Raw genomic sequence first — 21,823 nt, 5'->3', positions numbered from 1 at the left:
GCCAGCGAGGCCCCGGAGGACGAGTGGGTCCTCCCGTCAGGGTCGGTGCCGGCCAGGGCGAGGGGGTCGACAGAAGCGTGGTGCGGTCTGGTTCTTCGGGAACGGGTCGTGGGCGGCAGCGTAGAGAAGACCACTGACACGGACGGCTCCCGAACCGCAGAATTCGACGCACTGTCCTGCCGCTGTGCGCGATGAGGAAGCGGTCACTCCGCGGGCGGCGGCCGGTGGCCCAGAGCTGTTGCGGCTCATGACGTCCGCATCTATTCGGAACGGGTCGACTACCTGCAGGCGGACAATGCGACCGCATCAGGCAGGGCGGCGGAGGCGGCGCAGATCGGCCATCGCCGTCTCGACCACGGCCTTGGTCACGAAATGCCCGACGGCGGTGACGAGAAATGTAGCCACGATGAGGATGGGGGCCCAGGACCAGGTGAGGGCGAGGACCATGCGTTCGAAGGTGCCGCGCGGTTGGACGACGGGTTCCCAGCTGTTGAGGCGGGTCCAGCGGCCGAGGAAAACGCCTATCGCGCAGAGTAGGTGCAGACCGAGGGTCATCGGGGCGCGCCAGCGGGTTCGGCCGATGTGGCCGAGGTAGCGGCCGAGTTCGGCCAGCGCGAGGTAGTAGGCGAGGAAGCCGGAGGCGATGAATGTCGCGTAGACGGGCAGGACCGTGGTGACCACCGGGCCGTCGCCGAGGAAGCGGATGTCGTCGCGCAGGTGCACGAGGTCGGTGACCACATAGGGCGCGTTGGGCAGGAACAGCACGAACAGCACGGCGCCCGCCCACCACAGCGGCGAGCGGGACACCTTCCGATCGCTACGCCGCCACCGAAACACCAACAGCGCCAGCACCACTGGCACCCAGGCCAATATGGTGTTCCAGGCCAGCCAGACGAAATCTCGCCGGACCACATCCAATAGGCCCGGCCCCACCCGATCGAGTACATCCATGGCGCCATCATGCCGATCGGAGGAGCCGCGGCGCGCTCTCCGAGCCGGAGGCCACCACATCGCTACAGGTTCACCACACTATCTCCACAGCCGCAGCGGGATCAGCGAGTCAAAAAGGACTGCAATGCGGTGATCAGCGCGGCCGGATTGTCTTCCTGCACATTGTGTCCCGCGTCCGGCACGACGACGAGTTGCCCGTCGGGGATGCGCTCGACCAGACGTTCGGCGGCGGACTGCGGCAGTATTCTGCTGCGGCCGCCGCGCGCCAGCAGCACCGGGACCCGGGACAGTTGAGCGGCGAATCGATCGAGTGCGGCGAGGATGGCCGGGAAGTCGGGTGGGCTCAGGTCACCTTTGGGCACCCAGCCGCCGTCGGCGGTGCGGCGGAACAGTGTGCTCATGCGGTAGGTGACGCCGGCGCGATCGGAGTGCGGACTGACCCGCATCGCGGAGTCCACCACCGTGTCGAGTTCTCGTACCGGGCCGAGCCCGAGGATGAATTCCCTTACCCGCCGGGTACTTTCGAAGTCCGCGCCGGGCGCGACATCGACGAGCGCGACCCGTTCCACCAATTCCGGCCGGGTATCGGCGATGTGGGCCGCGACCACGCCGCCGAGCGACATCCCGACGAGCCGGACCCGATCGAAACCGAGATGGTCGGCCGCGGCGACGACGTCGGCCGCCATGGTCTCGATCCGGTAGTCGTCGGACCACTCGCTGTCGCCGTGACCGCGCAGATCCAGCGCGACCAGCCGGGCGGCGCCGCGCAGGCCGAGGCAGACGAAGTCCCAGGTGTGCGCGGTCAACGCCCCGCCGTGCAGCAGGATGGTCGGCAATCCCGTTCCACCCCAGTCGAAACCGTGCAATCGGCAGCCCGCGCGGGAGAAGCGGAAGTCGCGCGGTGGTGCCGGATCGTGGATCGGGACGCCCAAGGCCGCCGCTCGCTCGGTCATCGACGGAATCGTGGTTTGTCCTCGCACGGCGCCACCTTCCTTACCTTGAGTATCCAAGGTAACGGATATTACCTTGGATACTCAAGGTAATATTTGCGGATGGCCACCCGAGTGCGACGCAAACCCGATGACGCCAAGCGACTCATCCTCGAGGCCGCGGGCAAGCTACTCGCCGCGGGCGGCCCGGCCGCCGTGCAGGTGCGCGCCGTCGCCGCCGAGATCGGGGTCTCCGATGCCGCGGTCAACCACCACTTCGGTACGCGCAACGGATTATTGGAGGCACTGTTGCGTTTCGGCGGCTCCAAGCTGAAGGCCGAACTGCACACGGTGCTCGCGACGTGGACCGACGGACCCATCGACCCCGCCGAGCTGGTGCGCGCGCTGGCCGCGCTGTACGCCGATGGGTACGCCGAACTCGCGCTCGCGCTGCACCGCTCCGGCTGGCGCGACGCCGGAAGTGGTCTGCTCGACGAGGTGGTCGACCGGCTGCACAGTCAGGCTGAGCAGCACTGCACCGCGACCGGGCGAATTCCGCCGCCGCGTGAGGCGATTCAGCTGACGATCGCCGCTCTGCATCAAGCCGTCGCGACGGATCCGCTGTTCGGAAACGAGTTTCGCAGGAGCGTCGGGCTGGACGCGTCGGCGCGTGAGCGCATGCTCGACTGGTGGACAGAGATCTTGCGCGCGACGGTCGCTGGGACCGAGGGGGCGACGGCGCGCACGACGAGCTGAGAACAGCCGGTGCCTCAGGCAATCGTTTCGCCGAGATGGACGAGTTCGGTGATGCGGTCAGCGAAAGTCGGCCACAGCTCCCGGGGCAGGTGGTGGCCCATGCCATCGAAGATCACCAATTTCGCGCCGGGGGTCGCTGCGGCGGTGGCACGGCCGCCGCTGACATCGCACATCAGGTCGTCGGCGCCGTGCAGCACCAAGGTGGGCACCCGCAATGAGTTCAGTTGTGCGGTGCGGTCACCGGAGGCGAGCACGGCGACGAACTGGCGCATCATCGCTTCATGATCACGTCCGCGGTCGTAAGCGCGTCCAGCAGTCGCGGCCACGGCGGCCTCGTCGAACGCGAATCCCGGCGAAGCTGTTGCCCGGGAGAACCGGACCTGCCATTCGAGGTAGCTTTGCCGGTCGTGCGGTTCGGGCCCGAGCGGACCGATCGCACCGAAATCGGCGTCGCCCACTCCGGGAGCTCCGGTGCGCGAACTGATGGAGGTCAACGAGCGGACCCGGTCCGGGTATTCGATGGCGATCGTCTGCGCGATCATGCCGCCCATGGACAGCCCGACCAGATGCGCGCTGTCGAATCCGAGTGCGTCGAGCAGTCCGACGGTGTCGGCCGCCAGGTCGGACAGGTCGTATGACGCCGTGGTCAAGTCCCCCGCCAGCGCTGCGGGCATGTCGACCACCGGCGCGCCGGACATGTGCGACGAACGCCCGGCATCGCGGCTGTCGAAACGGATCACCTGCACGCCACGGTCGACCAATGCGGCGCAGAACTCGTCCGGCCAATGGATCAGCTGCGCGCCGCCGCCCATGATCAGCAGCACCGGCGGAAAGTTGGTGTCGCCGAAGCGTTCGTAGGTGATGTCGATTTCCGACGGACCGACATTCAGGACCTTGTCCTCGGTAATTTCGTCCTCCATCTCGATCCATCCGCGCGCGTACCGGTTGCCGGCAGCAGCGGCTGGATTTCGCTCGGGCCTGCGAGTATGCGGCACCACCGGGGCCTTGCCGCAAGCCCACCCGCGCGATGTATGTTGAAAGGGGAAGAGTTCCGCGCCGACAAATCACCATTGTTCGGCATTCCATGCCACTTTGCACGAGCCGCAAACTGGTTGCGACCTAGCCTTTCAGCTGGCGATTCTTTCCGGATTCCCCGCCCGCACGGCATCCCCCGCGGCGCAACCGTCACATCGGCTGCACGCAATGCCGAATTGCACTCGCCGCCAGAAGCTTCGATGTCAGCTCCGACCTAGACATCGGGCGGGATGTTCTGAGCCCCACGAAGACGCGGACTCGGCGGCACGGGGCGGCGAGGTTCTCGGACGCCGGCCGCTTCTCCGCCACCCGGCTCGTCGGGGCGCACTTCGCTCAACGGGAAGGCTCTCGATATCGGGGCGAGTAGCTGCTGCCTCGAAGACGAAGACCAGTTCGGCGACGCACGCAGAGTGGTTGGCCCGCAGCAGGCGGCGACGCTCAGGGTGACCGTTCGTAGCAAGTGGCGATTGCGGTGGCGCGGTTATGGAGGGCGGTGCGCAACCATTGTGGGGACAGGGCTTCGGCGTTGGTGGCGAGTTGCCAGAGTGCCCATTCGGCGTGGCGGGGATCTTGGAAGGTTGCTTCGAGTCGTAGCCAGCCGTCGGCTTCGGTTTCTTCGGCGCGGATGGTCAGCGCGGTGTCTACCAGTTCTTCCCGGCGGGCCGGGTTCATGCGTAGTGACACGGTGACTTGGTCGCCGCCGGTTCGGAATTGCGTGCTGCGTTCCTGCCAGGCCTGGGATAGGTCGACGCGGTCCGGTCGCTGGGCGGGTTCGGGGAGTTCTTCGGCGGCGAGGATTCGGGACAGGCGGTAGGTGCGGTCCGCGCCGGACTTGGTGGCGAGTAGGTAGCCCTGGCCGCGCACGGTGACCAGGCCGATCGGGTCCACCGTGCGCCAGGTCGGGTCCTGGTCCACGGCTGCGTAGTGGATGCGCAGCTTATGTCCGGCGAAGACGGCTCGGCGGACTTCGGTCACGACGGTGTCGGGCACCTCCTCGGCGACTAAGCGGCGCGAGAGCAGATCGGTTTCCGGTTCGATGAGCAATCGCTGGGCCGCGTCGTTGGCGGTGGCCCGATAGCTTTCGGGGAGTGCGTCGACCACCTTGCGCATGGCCGAAGCCAGCGCCGAGCCGAGGCCGAAGGCCTGTGCACCGCGCCGTGATCCGGCGACCAGCAGGGCGAGTGCCTCGTCGTGATTGAGTCCGGTGAGCTCGGTCTGGAAACCGGGTAGCAGGGCGAATCCGCCGTGCCTGCCGCGTTCGGCGTAGACGGGGACACCGGCTGCGGACAGCGCCTCGATGTCGCGCAGCACGGTGCGCGTGGACACCTCGAGCTCGCGGGCCAGCGCGGTGGCCGAGAGCCGGCCGTGCTGGCGCAGCAGCAGCACCATCGAGACCAACCGGTCGGCGCGCATGCGCAGAATTATGCCAGGAATACACGACACAGGATGTCGTGATTCGTTGGGAGGCTTATGAGTATGACAAACAAGAATGTGGCCACCGACCCCAACGACCTGGGCAAGTACTTCATCGAGCGCGCCAACGCGGGCGACGTCGACGGACTGGTGGCGTTGTACGAGCCGAACGCCGTGCTGGCGTTCCCGCCCGGCAACCTCGCGACCGGACACGCGGAGATCCGCAAGGTGTACGAGCAGTTCGTCGCGGCCGCGCCCGTGCTGACGCCGGGTCGGCAGCATCCGGTGCTGATGAGCGACGATCTGGCATTGACGGCGTCCACGCTGACCACCGGCGAGGTGGCGGTCGAGATCGCCCGTCGTCAGCCGGACGGGTCGTGGTTGTGGGCGCTCGACCAGCCGGTGCTCATGCCGTAGCGGAGGCGGGCGGTGGGCTCGGGTGAGCCCACCGCTGTACGGGGCAGGTCACCGCTGTGCGGGCAGGTAACGGAGCAGCGCCGAGCTGACCGAACTCATGCTCGGTGCCGCGATCCGAGAGTGCGGCGCCGCTTCGAGTGTCAGATATGGGCTGAGCTGCCGAATTGCCCACGCTCCGTTCACAATCCACGCGACGAGCGTCTCGCTCTCCCCGCGCGGCTTCGCGCCACCGATTGGGCAGGTACTGGATGAAACGAATTGCGACGATCGGGGTCTACGGCTTCACGGCCGCGACCTTCATCGAGCAGCTCACCGACGCGGGCGTGGGATTGCTGCTCGACCTGCGCCAGCGCCGCGGCGTTCGGGGCCCTGAGTACTCCTGGGCGAACTCGGCGCGGCTCCAGCAAGCGCTCGCCGCAGCGGGCATCGGCTACCGGCATGTACGAGAGCTGGCACCGACCACCGTGATGCGCCAACTCCAGTACCGCGAGGACGACCGCCAGGGTGTCGGCAAGCGCAACCGCGTCGCGCTGGCATCGGAGTACGCCGAGCGCTACACCCGGGAGATCCTCGACCCGTTCGACCTCGGCACGCTCGTGGCGGAGCTACCGAGCGACTCGATGGCTGCGCTCTTCTGTGTCGAGCGGGATCCGGAGGCCTGCCATCGTTCGCTCGTGGCCGCGCGCCTGCATACCGAACACGGACTGCTGGTCACGCACCTCCACCCGCACTGAGCCCGTCCTGCCGCGGTCACTGACGAGTCCCGGTCGCCGCCGACCCGCTACCCGCCGGGTGCGCACACTGGCCACATGCGGCGTGACCGACGCGGCAACCCGGGTCCGGGGTCGGCGGGACGAGTCACGCGTGCAAACCCACACCGGGGTACCCGCAAAGTTGGCACCGAGTACACGGGATGCTGCCTACACACCGTACCCACCTGCCGTACTCACCCCGCCGAGGACAGAACGCGTACGTCGCCGAGCGCGTCCGCGAGCGCGACCAGCGCACTCGAGCATCCGGCGTCGAGTAAGCACGTGGCCAGCTCGTCCCCACGGGTGGTCCCCCGGTTGACGATCACCACGGGCCGACCGGTTTTCGCCGCGTGCCGCACGAACCGCAATCCCGACATCACGGTCAGCGACGACCCCGCGACCAGCAGCGCATCCGCCTCGTCGACGAGTTCGAACGCCGCCGCGACGCGCTCTTTGGGCACGTTCTCCCCGAAGTACACGATGTCGGGCTTGAGCATTCCCCCGCAGCTCGCGCAGTCGACCATCCGGAAACTGTCGGTGTCCGCGACGACCGCGTCGGCATCGGGGGCGACTTCTACCCCGTTCGTCGTCGCTCCTTCGGCGAACCCCGGATTCTCGGTTTCGAGCCGCTCCGCCAACGCCATCCGCGAAATCAACGCCTCGCACCGCAGGCACCGCACCCGCGCGTAGGTGCCGTGCAGGTCGATGACCCGCCGGTGTCCGGCTTTGGTGTGCAGCAGATCGACGTTCTGGGTGATCAGCCCGGTGACCGCACCCATCCGCTCCAACCGCGCCAGCGCGCGATGCCCCAAATTGGGCCGGGACGCGTCCATCCGCCGCCAGCCGATGTGATTGCGCGCCCAATACCGCTGCCGGAACACCGGATCGCCGACGAACTGCTGATAGGTCATCGGGTTGCGCGGCGGGGAGGCCGGCCCGCGATAGTCGGGGATGCCGCTGTCGGTGGACAGGCCGGCCCCGGTGAGCACTACCACCCGGCGCCCGGCGAGTACCTCGACCAGCCGCTCGACGCCTGGTTCCGACATGTCCGACATCAGTTCAGCGTACGACGCCCTGTTCAGACGCGGCGCATGACCGAGACCACCTTGCCCAGCACCGCAGCCTTGTCCCCGTCGATGACCTCGTAGGCGGGGTTGCGCGGTTCCAGATACACATGCCCGTTGCGCCGCCGGTACACCTTGACCGTGGCCTCGCCGTCGATCATGGCGGCCACGATCTCCCCCGAGTGCGCCTCGTTCTGCTGGCGCACCACCACGATGTCGCCGTCGCAGATCGCGGCGTCGATCATCGAGTCGCCGCGCACCCGCAGCCCGAACACGGTGCCGCGGCCGACGAGCTGGCGCGACATGGTCACCATGTCGTCGGTGTGTTCCTCGGCGAGGATGGGTGTGCCCGCAGCGATGTCGCCGACCACCGGCACGGCCACCGAGTCCTCGTTGGTCTCCCGCGGCGCCGACCCTTGCAGGAACATCCGCACGTCGATCGGGCGCGACATCGTCTCGCTGCGCCGCAGGAAACCCTTCTCCTCCAGGCTGTTCAGATGCTTTGACACCGACGACGACGAACGCAACCCCACCGCATCCCCGAGCTGCCGGGAGTTCGGCGCGTAACCGTGCCGCACCACCCAGTCGCGGATGGTGGCGAGGATCCGCTGCTGGCGCTCCGGCAGCCGGGAAGTGTCGAGATGCTCGAGGTCGTCGTAGGTCACCGGGGCATCGTAGAGGTCGGCGCCGATCGCACGGCCGCACAGCCCATTCCGGTGGAGTGTCGCGCCCTCAGCCGAGGCCGCGTTCGGATGTGCTTCGCTCGACACAGAATTCGTTGCCCTCGGGATCGCGCAGAGTGACCCAGCCCAGACCGTCGGCGGTGCGGTGGTCCTCGAACAGTGTCGCGCCCAGCCCGATGACCCGCTCGACTTCCTCGTCGCGGGTGCGTTCGGTCGGCACCCAATCGAAGTGGATCCGGTTCTTCACCGTTTTGCCCTCTGGGACCCGGATGAACAACAACCCCGGCACCGGTTCGGGTGCGACCAGCAAAGTCTCGTCGTCGTCTGCTTCGTCCTCGTCGGAGACCGGCCAGCCGGTGATGTCGCTCCAGAACGAGGCGAGCTTGTACGGATCGGCGCAGTCGATGGTCACGTGGCGCAGCAGCATGGCAGCGAGCCTAGCGGTGGCCCGAGTGCCGATGCAGCACAATAAAATCGCCGCTGTACTGGCCGATGCGCGTCGGAGTGCGCGGGGCGTAGCAGGATTGCCGCGTGCACACCTTCGTCCTGGACCGGGTCGGCGTGGTCGCCAACTCGACGCCGCTGCTCGTCGACCTCGACGTCACCATGCCCGGTGGCCGGTGCACCGCGGTGGTCGGGCCGAGCGGTGCCGGCAAGACCACCCTGTTGCGGTTGCTCAACCGTCTCGCCGAACCGAGCAGTGGACAAATCTTGCTCGACGACATTCCGATCACCGAACTCGATGTACTGGCGCTGCGCCGTCGGGTCGGGTTGGTGCCGCAGCGCCCGGTGCTGCTGGCCGATGTGGTGGCCGACGAGCTGCGGGTGGGGCGTCCGGACTTGTCGACCGCGCAGGTCACCGCCCTGTTGGCACGCGTCGGGTTGCCGGAGTCGTTCGCCGAACGCCGGTGCGCGGAGTTGTCCGGCGGTGAGGCGCAACGGGTGTGCCTGGCCCGCGCGTTGGCCGTCGAACCGGATGTGTTGCTGTTGGATGAGCCCACCTCGGCGTTGGACGCGGTCGCCGCGACCGCCGTGGCCGAGCTGATCCGCGCGCACGTCGACGCGGGCGGCACCGTGGTCCTCGTCAGCCACGATCACAGTTTCGTCCGGACCGCCGCCGACGACATTCTGATACTCGACGACAAGCATCTGGTCCAGGACGATCAGAGCGATCGGAAACCGTGATGGCGGAGGGTCTTTCGGTCCCCGACTGGACCGGTGTCGCGGCCTCGCTGCTGCTGGTCGCGCTCGCCGCGTTCATCGCCTATCGCCAGCACCTGAACCTGACCCGCGAGCTGGTGATCGCCGCGATCCGGGCCGGAGTTCAGCTGGTCGCGGTGGGTGCGATCCTGCTGATCGTGTTCCGGCACACCGCATTACCCGGTGCGTTCGCGTGGGTGATCCTGATGGTGATCATCGCCGGGCAGGTCGCGGGACGTCGTGGTGCGGGCTTGCCGCAGGCGCGGCGCTCCGCGACGATCGGCGTTGCGGTCGGTGCCACGATCACCCTGGGCGCGCTCGTAGTGCTCGGCGTGATCTCCACCGAACCCCGCGTGGTGGTGCCCGTCGGCGGAATGGTCGTCTCCGGCGCGATGCAGGCCACGGGTATCGCGTTGCGCCGTATCCGGGAGGACGCCAGGCAGGCCCGACCCGCCATCGAAGCCCGGCTGTGCCTGGGATTGCCTGCGCGGCAAGCGTTTCTGCCGCATCGGCAGTCCGCGCTGCGCACCGCACTCGTGCCTGCGATCGACTCCACCAAGGTGGTCGGCTTGATCAGCCTGCCCGGCGCGATGACCGGACTCATCCTGGCCGGGGTCGACCCGCTCACCGCGATCCGCTATCAGATCGTGGTCATGTACATGCTGCTCGCGGCCACCGCGCTGGCTGCGCTAGCCGCCGCGAGGGTTGCCGAACGCGCGTTGTTCGATGACGCCCAGCGCCTCGTGCCTCTCCCCGACTGACCGCCCGGCACCGACCGAGCGCAGCTAATTCACGGCACTCATAAGGCCCATCGCTGACCGAGGGGATTCGGTCCGGCATCGCATCGAGGACCTGGCGGGCATCCCGAGGAGTTCGATGCCGAGGCGCTAGGCGGATTCGGGCCCGCTGTCGCATGCCTGCCCGGCGGTGCGGAGCGCGCTGAGGGCCGTGGTGACTGCGCGAATCGTCTCGTTGTCGAGTACCGCGCCGATGCGCCGTTCGAGTTCGCGGTCGAAGACGGTCGTGGCCTGGTCGAGGACCTGCTGCCCGGTAGCGGTCAGCACGACGAGGGAGGATCGGCGGTCGCCGGGGTTCGCACGGCGCGCGCAGTAGCCGACGGCCTCGATGCGGTCGACCACCTTGCTGGTGCCGCCGACAGTGATGACGAACTCCGCGGCGATGTCCTGCACGCGGCTACCGCTGTGTCCGGCCAGGAATCGCAGGATTTCGAACCAGGTCAGCTGGATATCGCACTCGGCGCGCAGGGCCGCGTCGATGGCGTTCCACAGTTCGATCTCGTAGCGAATCAGGTTGTCGTACAGCGACTTCAGGTTCGTTGTCATCACTATTCCGTTGATTCGTGGTCGTGGTGGACGGCCACCAGCGGGTTGCGAGCACAACGTTAGCAAACTATATTCCATGGAAGCAACTTCCATGTTCGTGTATTTGCTCGACCACGTGGACGCCCTTGCACGGCGAACACCCGCAGCGGCCGATGCCGGACCCGATTCCCTGTTCCACCAAGGAGGCGTGATGACCAGCGACGACGGCCACCCGGTGCAGACGGGCGCACCGGACCGGGCACGAATCGACGCCCAGCCGCTGGCAATCGAGGTGCACGGCGCGAAAGTCCACAACCTGAAAGACATCGACGTGTCGGTGCCGTTGCGCACGCTGGTTGCGGTGGCGGGAGTGTCGGGGTCGGGCAAGTCGTCGCTGGCGATGGGGGTGTTGTACGCGGAGGGATCGCGCCGCTACCTCGAGGCGTTGTCGACTTATACCCGCCGACGCATGGCGCAGGCGCCGCGCGCGGCCGTCGACAGTGTCGAGCACGTGCCAGCGGCGCTGGCGTTGCGCCAGCGGCCGGGTGTGCCCGGGGTGCGCAGCACCTTCGGCACCTCGACCGAGCTGCTCAACGTGCTGCGGCTGATGTTTTCGCGGCTCGGTTCCCACTGCTGCCCGAATGGTCACCGCCTCGGGCCCACCATCGACGTGGCGCTCAACCTCGATCTGACCTGCCCGGTGTGCGGAGCAACGTTCTATCCGCCGGGCGCGGAGTCGCTGGCCTTCAACTCCGACGGTGCGTGTCCACGATGCTCGGGGACCGGGGTGGTGCGCGAGGTGGACGAGAACACGCTGGTGCCCGATCCGTCGCGCAGTATCGACCACGGCGCGGTGGCCCCGTGGTCGATGTTCGGATCGACGGTGATGCCGCAGGTGGTCGCCGAGATGGGCGTGCGCACCGACGTCCCGTACGCGGATCTGACCGCCGCCGAACGCGACATCGTCATGCACGGACCGGCCGAGAAACGCAACATCAAGGTCGGCACGAAGAACGGCAAGCTGTTCGAGATGAACTTCACCTACCGCAACGCGGTGCGATCGGTGGAGGAAGCGCTGAACAAGGCCACCAACGAGCGCGGGCTCACCCGGGTCGACAAGTTCATCAGCGCCCAGGTCTGCCCCACCTGCCACGGCACCCGGCTCAGCGACAAGGCCCGCGAATCACAGGTGGACGGCATCGATCTCGCCCAGGCCACCGCCAAGACCCTCGATGAACTCACCGCGTGGGCACCCACCCTCGGGTCGGCCCTGCCCGCGGAAATGCGCCAGATGGCACGCAATCTCATCGACAAGCTCCTCGAGATGGCACGCCGACTGCTAGACCTGGGATTGGGATATCTCAGCCTGGATCGGGCGAGCTCGACCCTGTCGACCGGCGAGCGCCAACGCGTGCAACTGGCCCGCGCGGTACGCAACCAGACCACCGGGGTGCTTTATGTCCTCGACGAGCCTTCCATCGGCCTGCACCCCTCGAACGTGGATGGCCTGCTCGGGGTGATGCGCGACCTACTGCGCGACGGCAACTCGGTGATCTGCGTCGACCACGACGTCCAAGTCCTGCGCGAAGCCGACTGGCTCATCGAGATGGGCCCGGGCGCCGGCAGCGAAGGCGGCTGCGTGCTCGCCATCGGCAGCCCCGCCGACCTCGGCACCGACCCTGCCTCGTTGCTCGGCGGATTCCTGAACGGCCGGGAACCGGTGGTCGTGCGGTCGCGCACAAGCGGCGACGAAATGTTCGATCGCGGTCGCATCCACCTGGCGACCCATCCCCTGCACACCGTCCACGCTCTGGATGCGGACATCCCGCAAGGGCGGATAACCGCGGTCACCGGCGTCTCCGGTTCCGGCAAAACCACCCTGATCCTGGAAAGCCTGGTCCCCGCACTCGCGGCGCGCATCGCGGGCGACCCGCTGCCCACCCACGTCAGCACCGTCGACGCACCGGGCATCACCCGCGTCGACATGGTCGACGCCACTCCCATCGGCATCAATGTCCGCTCCACCGTCGCCACCTACAGCGGCGTCCTCGATGATCTGCGCCGCGCCTATGCCGCCACGCCCACCGCCGTCGAACGTGGGCTCACCGCCGCGGACTTCTCCTACAACACCGGCTCACTGCGCTGCCCCCGCTGCGAAGGCACCGGCCAAGTGTCACTCGATGTGCAGTTCCTGCCCGATGTCGACATCGACTGTCCCGCCTGCGCGGGCACCCGGTACGCGCCGACCGCACGCGAGATCTTGCGCCCCATCCCTGGCGATGCCGGAATTTCCCTGCCCGAGTTGCTCACCCGCACCGTCACCGAGGCCGTCGACCTCACCGCCGACATCCGCCGGGTCCACGCGCGGCTGCACACCCTCATCGACCTCGGACTGGGCTACCTCACCCTCGGCGAAGCCACCCCGGCACTGTCCGGCGGCGAAGCCCAACGGCTCAAACTCGCCACCGAACTCGGCCGCAACCAGAGCGACACCCTGTTCATCTTCGACGAACCCAGCGTCGGCCTGCACCCGCTCGACATCCGCACCCTGCTCGCGGTCATCGGACGCCTCAACGACAACGGCGCCACCGTCCTCGTCATCGAACACGACCTCGACATGATCGCCAACGCCGACTACATCATCGACATGGGACCCGGCGGCGGCGCCGCAGGCGGGCGCATCGTCGCCACCGGAACCCCGGGCGAGATCGCCGAGAACTCCCACAGCAGCACCGGCCGCTATCTTGCTGAGCACCTGAAAAGCACGGCCGGGTAGGCCGATCGAGGTCCAGCCGAATCTCACCGAATGTGTTGCGCCACTTACCGAATCATGCGCGGCGGGCGATCGACCGCCAGCTCCGGCACCGCGCCGGTGTACCGCTCGATCTCGACCAGCGACAGCTGACCGGTGCAACCTTGGCTGAGCTTCGAGGAAGGACGGTCCGCGATCAAAACATTCGGATTGCCGTGACGGCAGAACGCCGGATCGGCCGGGTCCGGGTCGTACCAGGCGCCGGTGGACAACTGCGCCACCCCCGGCCGGACCGCGTCATCGACGATCAACCCGGCCAGGCAACTGCCCCGCTTGCTGACGATGCGGACCACATCACCGTCGTGCAGGTCACGGGCGGCGGCATCCTCGGGATGCAACCGCACCGGTTCACGACCGGTGACCTTGCTCGATTGGCTGTACGCACCGACATCGAGCTGACTGTGCAGCTTGGCGCGCGGCTGGTTGGCCACCAACTGCAACGGGAACTCGGTCGCCGCCGCACCGCCCAGCCATTCCTCGGGTTCCAGCCACACCGGATGGCCGGGGCAGTCCGCGTACCCGAAGCCCTCGATCGTCTCCGAGCAGATCTCGATCTTGCCGCTCGGCGTGCTCAGCGGGAACTGCTCCGGGTCGGCCCGGAAGTCCGCGCCCAACACCTGATTCGGGTCGGGCACCGGCAATTCGAGGTGCTCGCTGGCCCAGAACGTGTCGAAGTCCGGTAGATCATGCCCAGCGTGGCGCAGCCGCCATTCCTCGTACAGATGCCGCAGCCATTCGCCGACGGTACGGCCCTCGGTGAATTCCTTGCCGACGCCGAGGCGGTCGGCTAGCTCGCCGAAGATGGCGTAGTCGTCGCGCGCGGTGCCGTGCGGCTCGGTGAGCGCCTTCATCGCGAAGAACACCCGATCCCCCGCGCCGTAATCGTCGCGTTCGATGGTCATGGTGGCCGGCAGCACGATGTCCGCGTGCCGCGCGGTCGCCGACCAGAACGGATCGTGCACCACCACGGTCTCGGGCCGGGCGAACGCCGCGCGCAGCCTGGCCAGATTCTGATGGTGATGGAAGGGGTTCCCGCCCGCCCAGTAGACCAGCCGGATATCGGGATACACCAGATGCTGCCCGTCGTACTCATAGGACTGCCCGGGGTTGAGCAGCATGTCGGCGATTCGCGCGACCGGAATGAACGTGTCGACCCCGTTCGGCCCCTGCGACAGCCGCGGCGGCGCGAACTCCTGGGCAGGCTCGCCCATGCTGGCCGCCGAGCCATACCCGTGCCCGAACCCGCCACCGAGCAGCCCGATCTGGCCGAGCATCGCCGCGAGCACCACCCCCATCCACAACGGCTGCTCGCCGTACTGCGCACGCTGCAACGACCAGCTGACCGTCACGAAGGTCCGCGCACCCGCCATCTCGCGCGCGAGCGCCCGGATACGTTCAGCGCTCAACCCGGTGAGCGACTCGGCCCACTCCGGCGTCTTGACGATCCCGTCCGCCTCGCCCCGCACATAACCGATGAACCGCTCGTAGCCGACGGTGTACTTGTCCAGGAACTCCTTGTCCGCCAAGCCTTCCGCGTCCAATACCTGCGCCAGCGCGAGCATCAACGCCGTATCGGTGCCCGGCCGCGGCGCCAGCCACTCCGCTTCGGCCTCCGCCGGGATATCGTCGCGCAACGGCGAGATCGACACGAACCGGCAACCCCGCGCCCGCGCTGCCCCGATCCACCCACGGGTGTTGTGCCGCGACACACCGCCCGGCGACACCGCCGAGTTCTTCGGCGACAACCCGCCGAACGCCACCACCAGCTCCGCGTGCTCGGCGAGCACCACCTTCGACGTCGCCCGCTCCAGCACGAAACCGAGGTCGCCGATCACATGCGGCAGCAAGACCTGCGACACCCCGAGGCTGTAACTGTTGACGTGCCGCACATACCCGCCGAGGCAGTTCAGGAACCGATGCACCTGGCTCTGCGCGTGATGGAACCGTCCCGCACTCGCCCACCCGTACGACCCGCCGAACACCGACTCCGCACCGTGCTCGCGATACACCCGCCCCAGCTCACCGGCGAGCAGATCCAGCGCCCGCTCCCACGACACCGGCACGAACGACTCGTCACCACGTCCTGGAGCGCCGGGCCCGTGCTCCAGCCAGCCCTGACGCACATACGGTTGATCGATCCTGGTCGGATGGTGCTGCGCGGAGGCCACATTCTCGATCAGCCGCATCGGCTCCGGATCCTCGCGCCACGGTCGAACACCCGTCAGCCGTTCACCGTCGCTGTCCGCCTCGAAAGCGCCCCAGTGCGTCAGATGCGTGGTCACCAAGACACCGTAACCCGACCGTCCGACAAAGTGGCGGCCACGTCTACCGCACCGAAAACACGCGACTTACCGGCGCTGCGAACACTTTTCGAACAACCACGGTCGAGTCGAGTCAGACGCGGCGCAGCTCGAACATCCGGAACTGACGACCGCCGGAGAGCTCGTACTCCATCTCGTAACCCGGCCAGAACTCGACGGCCAGATCCCAGGCGGGTTTGCGATCGACACCGGTGAGCTCGGTGACGCCGACGGTGAACTGCGCGCCCTTGTGCCGCACCGTGGCGGTATCGGCGGCCCGGAGATTCGCCGACCACACCGGATGCTTGGGGCTGCCCCAATTGGAGCCGAGCACGAGAAAGTTCTCGCCGCGCGGCACATACAGCAGCGACGTGGTCCGCGGTATCCCGGTCTTGCGACCCGGCACCGTCACCTCGATCGAGGGCAGGCCGACCACATCCAGCACACCCATCCGCCCGTCGGTCCAGCGCCGAACGGCGCGCTCCACCGGTATGACGACCGGCGCGGTGCGCATGACCCAGCGCTGTTGCGCCAGCCGTCGAGCGATCGGAGGCAGCGGATTCGACACCATCCTCGAATGGTGACACGTCGCCGTCCCAGCGCCGCATCGGCAGGCCGGACCGAGGGGCAGATCACATCGGGCACGGCGCAAAGCCGTTCTCGGGCAACGTGGCACGAAAGACAAACCGATATCGACGCCGCGCGTCGGCCGCGCGATTTCCATGCAGAACTCTCAGGAAGATCGCTCCGCACCGCCGGTACTTTGGAGAACGCGCACCTCGGGCGCGACCACCGGAAGGATGCAATCTCTTGATGATCGGTGCCCTCAGGCCGCTCCGCACACCGTCGACCTGTCCGCACTTACGAAGAGCCGCCTGATGTTCGCGCACTGGGGAAACTTCGTCCACCGGTTCCGATTCGTCGTCATCGGCCTCATCGGCGCCGCACTGCTCGCGCTCGGCGCGTACGGGTCGGACCTGTCCGGACATCTCAGCTCCAGCGGCTTGGACGACCCCACCTCCGAATCGGCCGAGGCCGCACGAGTATCCGACGACGCGTACCTGCGCGACCACCGCGCCGACGTCCTCGTGCTCTACACCGCACCGCCGGGCGTATCGCTCGACGATCCCGCGTTCAGCGGCAAGATCATCGACAACCTCAACAGCCTGGGCCGCGAGCACCCCGACGAAATCCTCGCGATCAACGGCTCGTACTGGCGCACCGAGACCGGCCAGCAGCAACGCAGCGCCTTCGGCAAACCCGAACTCGGCCGCGCCTTCGCCTCCATCGCCATCAAAGGCGACACCGACACCGAGATGGTGAACAACTTCCGGAAAGTGAAGGACGTCTTCTACATTCCGGGCGTCGACGTACAGGTCGCCGGCCTGCAACCGGTCGCGGGCACCCTCACCGACTCACTCGACGAAGACATCCATCTGATGGAAGTCGTCGCCTTCCCCGTGGTGGCGGTGCTGCTGTTCTTCATCTTCGGCGGATTGGTCGCCGCCGCACTGCCGCTGATCGCCGGCGGGCTCACCGTGCTCGGCGCGAACGGCATCGTCCGGTTCATCACCGAATTCACCGACGTCAATTCCTTCGTCTCCGGCGTCGTCTCGATGATCGGCGTCGGCCTGGCCATCGACTACGGCCTGTTCATCGTGAGCCGATTCCGCGAAGAACTAGCCGAGGGCTACGACACCCGGACCGCGGTACGCCGTGCCGTGATGACCGCGGGCCGCACCGTGGTGTTCTCGGCGACCATGATCATCGTCAGCCTCGGCGGCCTGTTGTTGTTTCCGCAGGGATTCCTGAAATCGATGGCGTACGGCTCCATCGCCACGGTGTCGCTCGCCGCATTGACCGCGCTCACCGTCCTGCCCGCGATGCTGAGCATCCTCGGACCACGCGTGGACATGTTCGGTCTCAAACGTTTCGGCAGAACCAAGACCGCCGACGAGGTCGAGAACAGCTTCTGGGGCCGATCCACCCGATGGGTGATGAAGCACCCCAAACGAATCGCCGTCCCGATCGTCCTCGGCCTGCTGCTGCTGATCATCCCCGTGAAGAACATCGCCTTCGGCGGCTTCAGCGAAACCTATCTACCACCGGACAATCCGACGCGGCTCGCGCAAGAAGCATTCGACGACACCTTCCCGCTCCGCAAAGCCGATCCCGTGCAACTCGTATTCATCTCCGAGGAAAAGAACACCCGCGGCATCAGCGACGTCGTGAAGCAGGCGAATCTGGCACCGGGCCTCGTCACACCCCCCGCCGCGGACGGCCCCTTCGGCACGCCCTCCCCCTCGACCATCCGCCCCGGCGTCTATAAAACAGAGGCGACGCTGTCGGTCGAGAACGCCAACAAGACCATCGATTATCTGCGCTCGCTCGACGTACCCGACAACGTCACCATGCTCGTCGGCGGCCAGCCCGCCATCCAAAAGGACTCCATCGACGGCCTTTTGGGCCGCATCCCGTTCATGATCGCCGTCGTACTGTTCCTCACGACAATGCTGATGTTCCTCACCTTCGGCTCGCTGATCCTGCCGATCAAGGCCGCGCTGATGAGCGCGCTCGGCCTCGGCACCACGCTCGGCATTCTCACCTGGATATTCGTCGACGGGCACGGCGCAGAGCTGCTCAACTTCACCGCGCAGCCCATCAGCTCGCCGGTCCTGGTGCTGATCATCGCCATCATCTACGGACTGTCCACCGACTACGAGGTATTCCTGCTGTCCCGCATGGTCGAAGCCCGCTCCAAAGGCGCGACCACCACCGAGGCCATTCGCATCGGCACCGCGCACACCGGCCGCATCATCACCGCGGCCGCGCTCATCCTGCTCGTCGTCACCGGCGCGTTCGCGTTCTCCAAATTGGTGATGATGCAGTACATCGCCTACGGCATGATCGCCGCGCTCATCATCGACGCCACCATTCTGCGCATGCTCCTGGTGCCCGCCGTGATGAAACTCCTCGGCGACGACTGCTGGTGGGCACCCGCCTGGATGAAACGCCTCCAACAGCGCGTCGGGCTCGGCGAACCGGTCCTCGACGACGAACACCCCGCCAACCGCGACATGACCGACCTCGTCGAAACCACACCCATCACCGACCCGGTCACCGTGCGGCTCCCCGTCGTCACCACGGATCAGTCGCGCCGCTGAACCCGAATTCGCCCTCAGCGGAATCACTTACGGCACCCGATCGGCCGAATTAGCGTGGGCAGCTCGAAAGGAGGTCGAGCATGAACGCTCCGATCAAGTTCTCCATGACCGCCAACATGATCGACGTAGGGTCCTGGCCGGACTTCGCCAGCGGCTGCGAGCAGGAGGGCTTCGACGCGCTGATGGTGCCCGACCACCCCGGCTCGTTCGCGTCCCCATTCGTGGCCCTCGCCGCCGCCGCGACGGCCACCGAGACGATCCGGCTCGGGACCAACGTGGTCAATGCCGGGATGTGGGAACCGTTTCTGCTCGCCGGCGAGGTCGCCACGCTCGATCTCGTGTCGAATGGGCGGGCGCTGTTCGGGATCGGCGCGGGACACACCCCCGCCGAATGGACCATGCAGGGCCGCGAGCATCCGTCGGCGGCGGCCCGCGTGGCCAGGATGGTCGAGGTCACCGACACCACGCGGCGGCTGCTCGCCGGAGAGACGGTGACCTTCACGGGCGAGCACGTTCAGCTCCGGGATGCCGTGCTGACTCGGCCACGTCCGGTGCAGGAGCAGGTGCCGGTCCTCGTCGGCGGCAACGGGACCCGCGTGCTCCGGTATGCCGCCGAAACCGCCGATATCGTGGGCTTCTCCGGGCTTGGGCGGACCCTCGCCGACGGCCGTAACCACGAGACCCGCTGGGGGCTCGATCAGATCGACGCGCAGGTCGACCTCGTCCGGAACACCGCCGCCGCGGCGGGCCGGACACCCGCGTTCGAGGCGCTGGTGCAGCACGTGGAGATCACCGACGACGCCGAGGCGGCCTGTGCGCGGTTCGCCGAGGATGTGCCGACCACCAGCGTCGCGGAGTTGCTCAGCGCGCCGTTCGTGCTGATCGGCACCGTGGACGAGTTGGTGGCCGAGTTGCGTGCGCATCAGCAGCGCTGGGGGTTCGAACGATTCGTCATGCGGGCCGCCGCCCGTGCGGCCGGTGCTCAGCTCCTTGCCGCACTCTCCGCGTCGGAGTCGTAGCAATCCGCCTGGAACAGCCCGCTCCCCTTCTTAGCTGGCGAGCGGGCTGTGTCGGGTGGTTTGGCGTTGGTGATTCGTGGTTGGTTCCTATATGGGTAGGTTACATAGATAGATGCGCATATCTAAGTAACCATATGGTTTTTATGGACCTTCAGCCTTCCTTCTTGGGCTCGTCCGGGCACGACGCTGCCGAAATACGCACTGCCCGAACCGAAGTCGTTGCGTTGACTACACCCTCCCCTACCCCCGAACGAAGGGCTGAGCCGCCTAACTCCTCCCCTACCCCGCGGTACGTCAGCTCGACCACCCCCACAGATCTCCCCGAAACGGACATACGACCAGTTACGCTGTCCCCCAGGTCCATGGCCCCGGTCATTTCGTTGAACAGGAGCTCGATGCGATCACAGCGTCCTCGCCGCGTCTTCGCCACCCTCGCGGTCGCCACCGCCGCGCTCCTCGTCGCCAGCACGGCGGTCGCCGCCGCGCGCCCGGATCCACCGGCCCAGGTCGCACCGCTCGGCGCCGACTTCCTGTGGGGTGTCGCGGCATCGGGATACCAGGCGGAAGGGAATGCGCCCGACAGCAACTGGTCCCGGTACGTCGCTGCCGGGAAAACCACTGACCCGTACCGTGATTCGATCGACTTCGCCAACCGGTACCGCTCGGACATCGCGCTGGCCGCCCAGCTCGGCGTACAGGTCTATCGAATCGGCCTGGAGTGGGCGCGAGTACAACCGCGGCCCGGCGAATGGGACGAGGCTGGACTCCGCTTCTACGACAACGTGATCGGCGCGATCATCGAGGCGGGCATGCGGCCGATGCTCACCATCGACCACTGGGTATACCCGGGCTGGGAGGTCGACCGCGGCGGCTGGCGCAACCCGGGGATCGTGGCGGACTGGCTCGCCAACGCGCGGTTGCTCGTCGACCGCTACGCCGCGAACGACCCGCTGTGGGTCACCTTCAACGAGCCGATGGTCTACATCGTCAACGAGTTACGCAAAGGCGGCCTGTCCCCCACCGACGTGCCGGCCATGCACGACCGAATCGCGCAGGCCCACAACGGCATCTACGACTACATCCACGGCGTGCAGCCGGGCGCGATGGTCACCAGCAATGTCGCCTACATCCCGACCGGCGAGGCCGTGATCAACAAGCCGCTCATCGACAAGATCGGCGCGCGCCTCGACTACGTCGGCATCGATTACTACTACGGCCTCTCCCCCGAGAGCCTGCTGGCCGGCCCGCCCGACTTCGAAAAGCTCTGGACCCAGCCACTACAGCCCGAAGGCATCTACTACGCATTGCAGCATTACGCCCGCCAGTTCCCCGGCAAACCGCTCTACATCGTGGAGAACGGCATGCCGACCGAGAACGGCGCACCGCGTGCCGACGGCTACACCCGCGCCGACAATCTGCGGGACACCGTCTACTGGTTGCAACGCGCCAAGGCCGACGGAATGAACCTGATCGGTTACAACTACTGGAGCCTCACCGACAACTACGAATGGGGTTCCTACACTCCACGTTTCGGTCTCTACACGGTCGACGTGCTGACCGATCCGACGTTGACCCGTAAGCCCACCGATGCGGTCCCCGCCTACGCTGCCATCACCCGAGCGGGCGGCGTCGCTCCCGACTACCGACCCACCCGGGCACCGCAGAACTGTTCCCTCGTCGACGCCGCGGCCAGCTGTCTCGACCCGGTCACCGTCCCGAGATGACCGATGCGCACGAAACATCCGACGCCACAGCGGTATTGCGCCGCTGGGCTGAGGCAGGTGCCGTGTGGCGGGTTCTCCGGCGCGGCGTCGGTCAGGTGACCATCGGTCTGTATGAATGCACGGGCGGTCAAGAAGTCGACCGCTTCACCTCGACGGATCCGGCGCTGCTGCGGTTCCTCGGCGACCGATCGAGCAGCGAGGACCTCGACTGATCCGTGTGCGGTGAACGGGAAATGAACAGCCCGATCGTCGAATGTCCGAGCCGGACATCACATCGCATAC

General features: G+C 67.2%; 20 protein-coding genes. 10 read left to right on the top strand and 10 right to left on the bottom strand.

The window, feature by feature from the left end; all coding sequences use genetic code 11:
• Positions 1-306: 306 nt before the first annotated feature.
• Complete coding sequence (locus NN4_RS00315; protein ID WP_147127914.1) at positions 307-951, bottom strand: DUF1361 domain-containing protein; 645 nt, start codon at positions 949-951, stop codon at positions 307-309.
• A 101-nt stretch (positions 952-1,052) separates the two neighbouring features.
• Positions 1,053-1,904, bottom strand: a complete 852-nt coding sequence (locus tag NN4_RS00310) for an alpha/beta fold hydrolase (protein ID WP_147127913.1) — start codon at positions 1,902-1,904, stop codon at positions 1,053-1,055.
• Positions 1,905-2,003: 99 nt separating this feature from the next.
• On the opposite strand from NN4_RS00310, the gene NN4_RS00305 reads away from it, so the two are divergent.
• Complete coding sequence (locus NN4_RS00305) at positions 2,004-2,636, top strand: TetR/AcrR family transcriptional regulator (RefSeq protein ID WP_147127912.1); 633 nt, start codon at positions 2,004-2,006, stop codon at positions 2,634-2,636.
• Positions 2,637-2,650: 14 nt separating this feature from the next.
• On the opposite strand, the gene NN4_RS00300 is transcribed toward NN4_RS00305, so the two are convergent.
• Positions 2,651-3,556: an alpha/beta fold hydrolase gene (locus NN4_RS00300; protein ID WP_147127911.1), complete on the bottom strand. Its 906-nt coding sequence runs from the start codon at positions 3,554-3,556 to the stop codon at positions 2,651-2,653.
• 553 nt (positions 3,557-4,109) lie between these two features.
• The gene (locus tag NN4_RS00295) at positions 4,110-5,084 is read right to left on the bottom strand and encodes a helix-turn-helix transcriptional regulator (RefSeq protein WP_147127910.1); all 975 of its coding nucleotides are present in this window, start codon (positions 5,082-5,084) and stop codon (positions 4,110-4,112) included.
• 63 nt (positions 5,085-5,147) lie between these two features.
• On the opposite strand from NN4_RS00295, the gene NN4_RS00290 reads away from it, so the two are divergent.
• Positions 5,148-5,501 carry a YybH family protein gene (locus NN4_RS00290; RefSeq protein ID WP_206055141.1) on the top strand — a complete coding sequence of 118 codons (354 nt, stop codon included), beginning with the start codon at positions 5,148-5,150 and terminating at the stop codon, positions 5,499-5,501.
• A 248-nt stretch (positions 5,502-5,749) separates the two neighbouring features.
• The gene (locus tag NN4_RS00285) at positions 5,750-6,235 is read left to right on the top strand and encodes a DUF488 domain-containing protein (protein ID WP_147127909.1); all 486 of its coding nucleotides are present in this window, start codon (positions 5,750-5,752) and stop codon (positions 6,233-6,235) included.
• A gap of 212 nt (positions 6,236-6,447) precedes the next feature.
• Here NN4_RS00285 and NN4_RS00280 read toward each other — a convergent pair whose 3' ends face one another.
• From NN4_RS00280 to NN4_RS00270, 3 genes are all read right to left on the bottom strand, one after another.
• Positions 6,448-7,308: an NAD-dependent protein deacetylase gene (locus NN4_RS00280; protein ID WP_246180624.1), complete on the bottom strand. Its 861-nt coding sequence runs from the start codon at positions 7,306-7,308 to the stop codon at positions 6,448-6,450.
• Between the two features lie 23 nt (positions 7,309-7,331).
• Positions 7,332-7,982 carry a transcriptional repressor LexA gene (gene lexA, locus NN4_RS00275; protein WP_147127908.1) on the bottom strand — a complete coding sequence of 217 codons (651 nt, stop codon included), beginning with the start codon at positions 7,980-7,982 and terminating at the stop codon, positions 7,332-7,334.
• Between the two features lie 67 nt (positions 7,983-8,049).
• Positions 8,050-8,427 carry a VOC family protein gene (locus tag NN4_RS00270; RefSeq protein WP_147127907.1) on the bottom strand — a complete coding sequence of 126 codons (378 nt, stop codon included), beginning with the start codon at positions 8,425-8,427 and terminating at the stop codon, positions 8,050-8,052.
• Between the two features lie 104 nt (positions 8,428-8,531).
• Between NN4_RS00270 and NN4_RS00265 the strand changes: the two genes are divergently transcribed.
• Both NN4_RS00265 and NN4_RS00260 read left to right on the top strand, forming a co-directional pair.
• Positions 8,532-9,185 (top strand): ABC transporter ATP-binding protein, encoded by a 654-nt coding sequence (locus tag NN4_RS00265; protein ID WP_246180623.1) that lies wholly within the window; start codon positions 8,532-8,534, stop codon positions 9,183-9,185.
• Entirely contained in the window at positions 9,185-9,961 is a 777-nt protein-coding gene (locus NN4_RS00260) for an ABC transporter permease (protein ID WP_147127906.1), read from the top strand. Before NN4_RS00265 ends, NN4_RS00260 begins: the two co-directional genes overlap by 1 nt.
• Before the next feature lie 126 nt (positions 9,962-10,087).
• Here the strand turns inward: NN4_RS00260 and NN4_RS00255 are convergent, their stop codons facing one another.
• Positions 10,088-10,543, bottom strand: a complete 456-nt coding sequence (locus tag NN4_RS00255; protein ID WP_222594916.1) for a MarR family winged helix-turn-helix transcriptional regulator — start codon at positions 10,541-10,543, stop codon at positions 10,088-10,090.
• 190 nt (positions 10,544-10,733) lie between these two features.
• Between NN4_RS00255 and NN4_RS00250 the strand changes: the two genes are divergently transcribed.
• On the top strand, positions 10,734-13,298 hold the full coding sequence (locus NN4_RS00250; protein ID WP_186818205.1) for an excinuclease ABC subunit UvrA: 2,565 nt from the start codon (positions 10,734-10,736) through the stop codon (positions 13,296-13,298).
• 44 nt (positions 13,299-13,342) lie between these two features.
• Here NN4_RS00250 and NN4_RS00245 read toward each other — a convergent pair whose 3' ends face one another.
• Positions 13,343-15,616, bottom strand: a complete 2,274-nt coding sequence (locus NN4_RS00245) for a molybdopterin guanine dinucleotide-containing S/N-oxide reductase (protein WP_147127905.1) — start codon at positions 15,614-15,616, stop codon at positions 13,343-13,345.
• Positions 15,617-15,728: 112 nt separating this feature from the next.
• Positions 15,729-16,205: a nitroreductase family deazaflavin-dependent oxidoreductase gene (locus NN4_RS00240; RefSeq protein ID WP_147127904.1), complete on the bottom strand. Its 477-nt coding sequence runs from the start codon at positions 16,203-16,205 to the stop codon at positions 15,729-15,731.
• Between the two features lie 307 nt (positions 16,206-16,512).
• Between NN4_RS00240 and NN4_RS00235 the strand changes: the two genes are divergently transcribed.
• From NN4_RS00235 to NN4_RS00220, 4 genes are all read left to right on the top strand, one after another.
• Entirely contained in the window at positions 16,513-18,798 is a 2,286-nt protein-coding gene (locus NN4_RS00235) for an MMPL family transporter (RefSeq protein WP_147127903.1), read from the top strand.
• Between the two features lie 80 nt (positions 18,799-18,878).
• Positions 18,879-19,817, top strand: a complete 939-nt coding sequence (locus NN4_RS00230) for a TIGR03621 family F420-dependent LLM class oxidoreductase (RefSeq protein WP_147127902.1) — start codon at positions 18,879-18,881, stop codon at positions 19,815-19,817.
• Positions 19,818-20,212: 395 nt separating this feature from the next.
• The gene (locus NN4_RS00225) at positions 20,213-21,541 is read left to right on the top strand and encodes a family 1 glycosylhydrolase (RefSeq protein WP_147127901.1); all 1,329 of its coding nucleotides are present in this window, start codon (positions 20,213-20,215) and stop codon (positions 21,539-21,541) included.
• A complete protein-coding gene (locus tag NN4_RS00220; RefSeq protein WP_147127900.1) occupies positions 21,538-21,753 on the top strand; it encodes a hypothetical protein in 216 nt (71 codons plus the stop codon). Before NN4_RS00225 ends, NN4_RS00220 begins: the two co-directional genes overlap by 4 nt.
• Positions 21,754-21,823 lie beyond the last annotated feature (70 nt).

It is taken from the genome of Nocardia ninae NBRC 108245 (assembly GCF_007990755.1).
Classification (GTDB): Bacteria; Actinomycetota; Actinomycetes; order Mycobacteriales; family Mycobacteriaceae; genus Nocardia; species Nocardia ninae.
Note: the sequence above shows the minus strand (reverse complement) of the source record. Positions and strands in the feature narration are given on the sequence as shown.

Coding starts and splice junctions, on each gene's coding strand:
- NN4_RS00250 (WP_186818205.1), top strand. CDS start 10,734: ATGACCAGCGACGACGGCCACCCGGTGCAGACGGGCGCACCGGACCGG.
- NN4_RS00220 (WP_147127900.1), top strand. CDS start 21,538: ATGACCGATGCGCACGAAACATCCGACGCCACAGCGGTATTGCGCCGC.
- NN4_RS00290 (WP_206055141.1), top strand. CDS start 5,148: ATGACAAACAAGAATGTGGCCACCGACCCCAACGACCTGGGCAAGTAC.
- NN4_RS00240 (WP_147127904.1), bottom strand. CDS start 16,205: ATGGTGTCGAATCCGCTGCCTCCGATCGCTCGACGGCTGGCGCAACAG.
- NN4_RS00300 (WP_147127911.1), bottom strand. CDS start 3,556: ATGGAGGACGAAATTACCGAGGACAAGGTCCTGAATGTCGGTCCGTCG.
- NN4_RS00310 (WP_147127913.1), bottom strand. CDS start 1,904: ATGACCGAGCGAGCGGCGGCCTTGGGCGTCCCGATCCACGATCCGGCA.
- NN4_RS00305 (WP_147127912.1), top strand. CDS start 2,004: ATGGCCACCCGAGTGCGACGCAAACCCGATGACGCCAAGCGACTCATC.
- NN4_RS00260 (WP_147127906.1), top strand. CDS start 9,185: ATGGCGGAGGGTCTTTCGGTCCCCGACTGGACCGGTGTCGCGGCCTCG.
- NN4_RS00270 (WP_147127907.1), bottom strand. CDS start 8,427: ATGCTGCTGCGCCACGTGACCATCGACTGCGCCGATCCGTACAAGCTC.
- NN4_RS00255 (WP_222594916.1), bottom strand. CDS start 10,543: ATGACAACGAACCTGAAGTCGCTGTACGACAACCTGATTCGCTACGAG.
- NN4_RS00295 (WP_147127910.1), bottom strand. CDS start 5,084: ATGCGCGCCGACCGGTTGGTCTCGATGGTGCTGCTGCTGCGCCAGCAC.
- NN4_RS00225 (WP_147127901.1), top strand. CDS start 20,213: ATGCGATCACAGCGTCCTCGCCGCGTCTTCGCCACCCTCGCGGTCGCC.
- NN4_RS00315 (WP_147127914.1), bottom strand. CDS start 951: ATGGATGTACTCGATCGGGTGGGGCCGGGCCTATTGGATGTGGTCCGG.
- NN4_RS00230 (WP_147127902.1), top strand. CDS start 18,879: ATGAACGCTCCGATCAAGTTCTCCATGACCGCCAACATGATCGACGTA.
- NN4_RS00235 (WP_147127903.1), top strand. CDS start 16,513: ATGTTCGCGCACTGGGGAAACTTCGTCCACCGGTTCCGATTCGTCGTC.
- NN4_RS00280 (WP_246180624.1), bottom strand. CDS start 7,308: ATGTCGGACATGTCGGAACCAGGCGTCGAGCGGCTGGTCGAGGTACTC.
- NN4_RS00285 (WP_147127909.1), top strand. CDS start 5,750: ATGAAACGAATTGCGACGATCGGGGTCTACGGCTTCACGGCCGCGACC.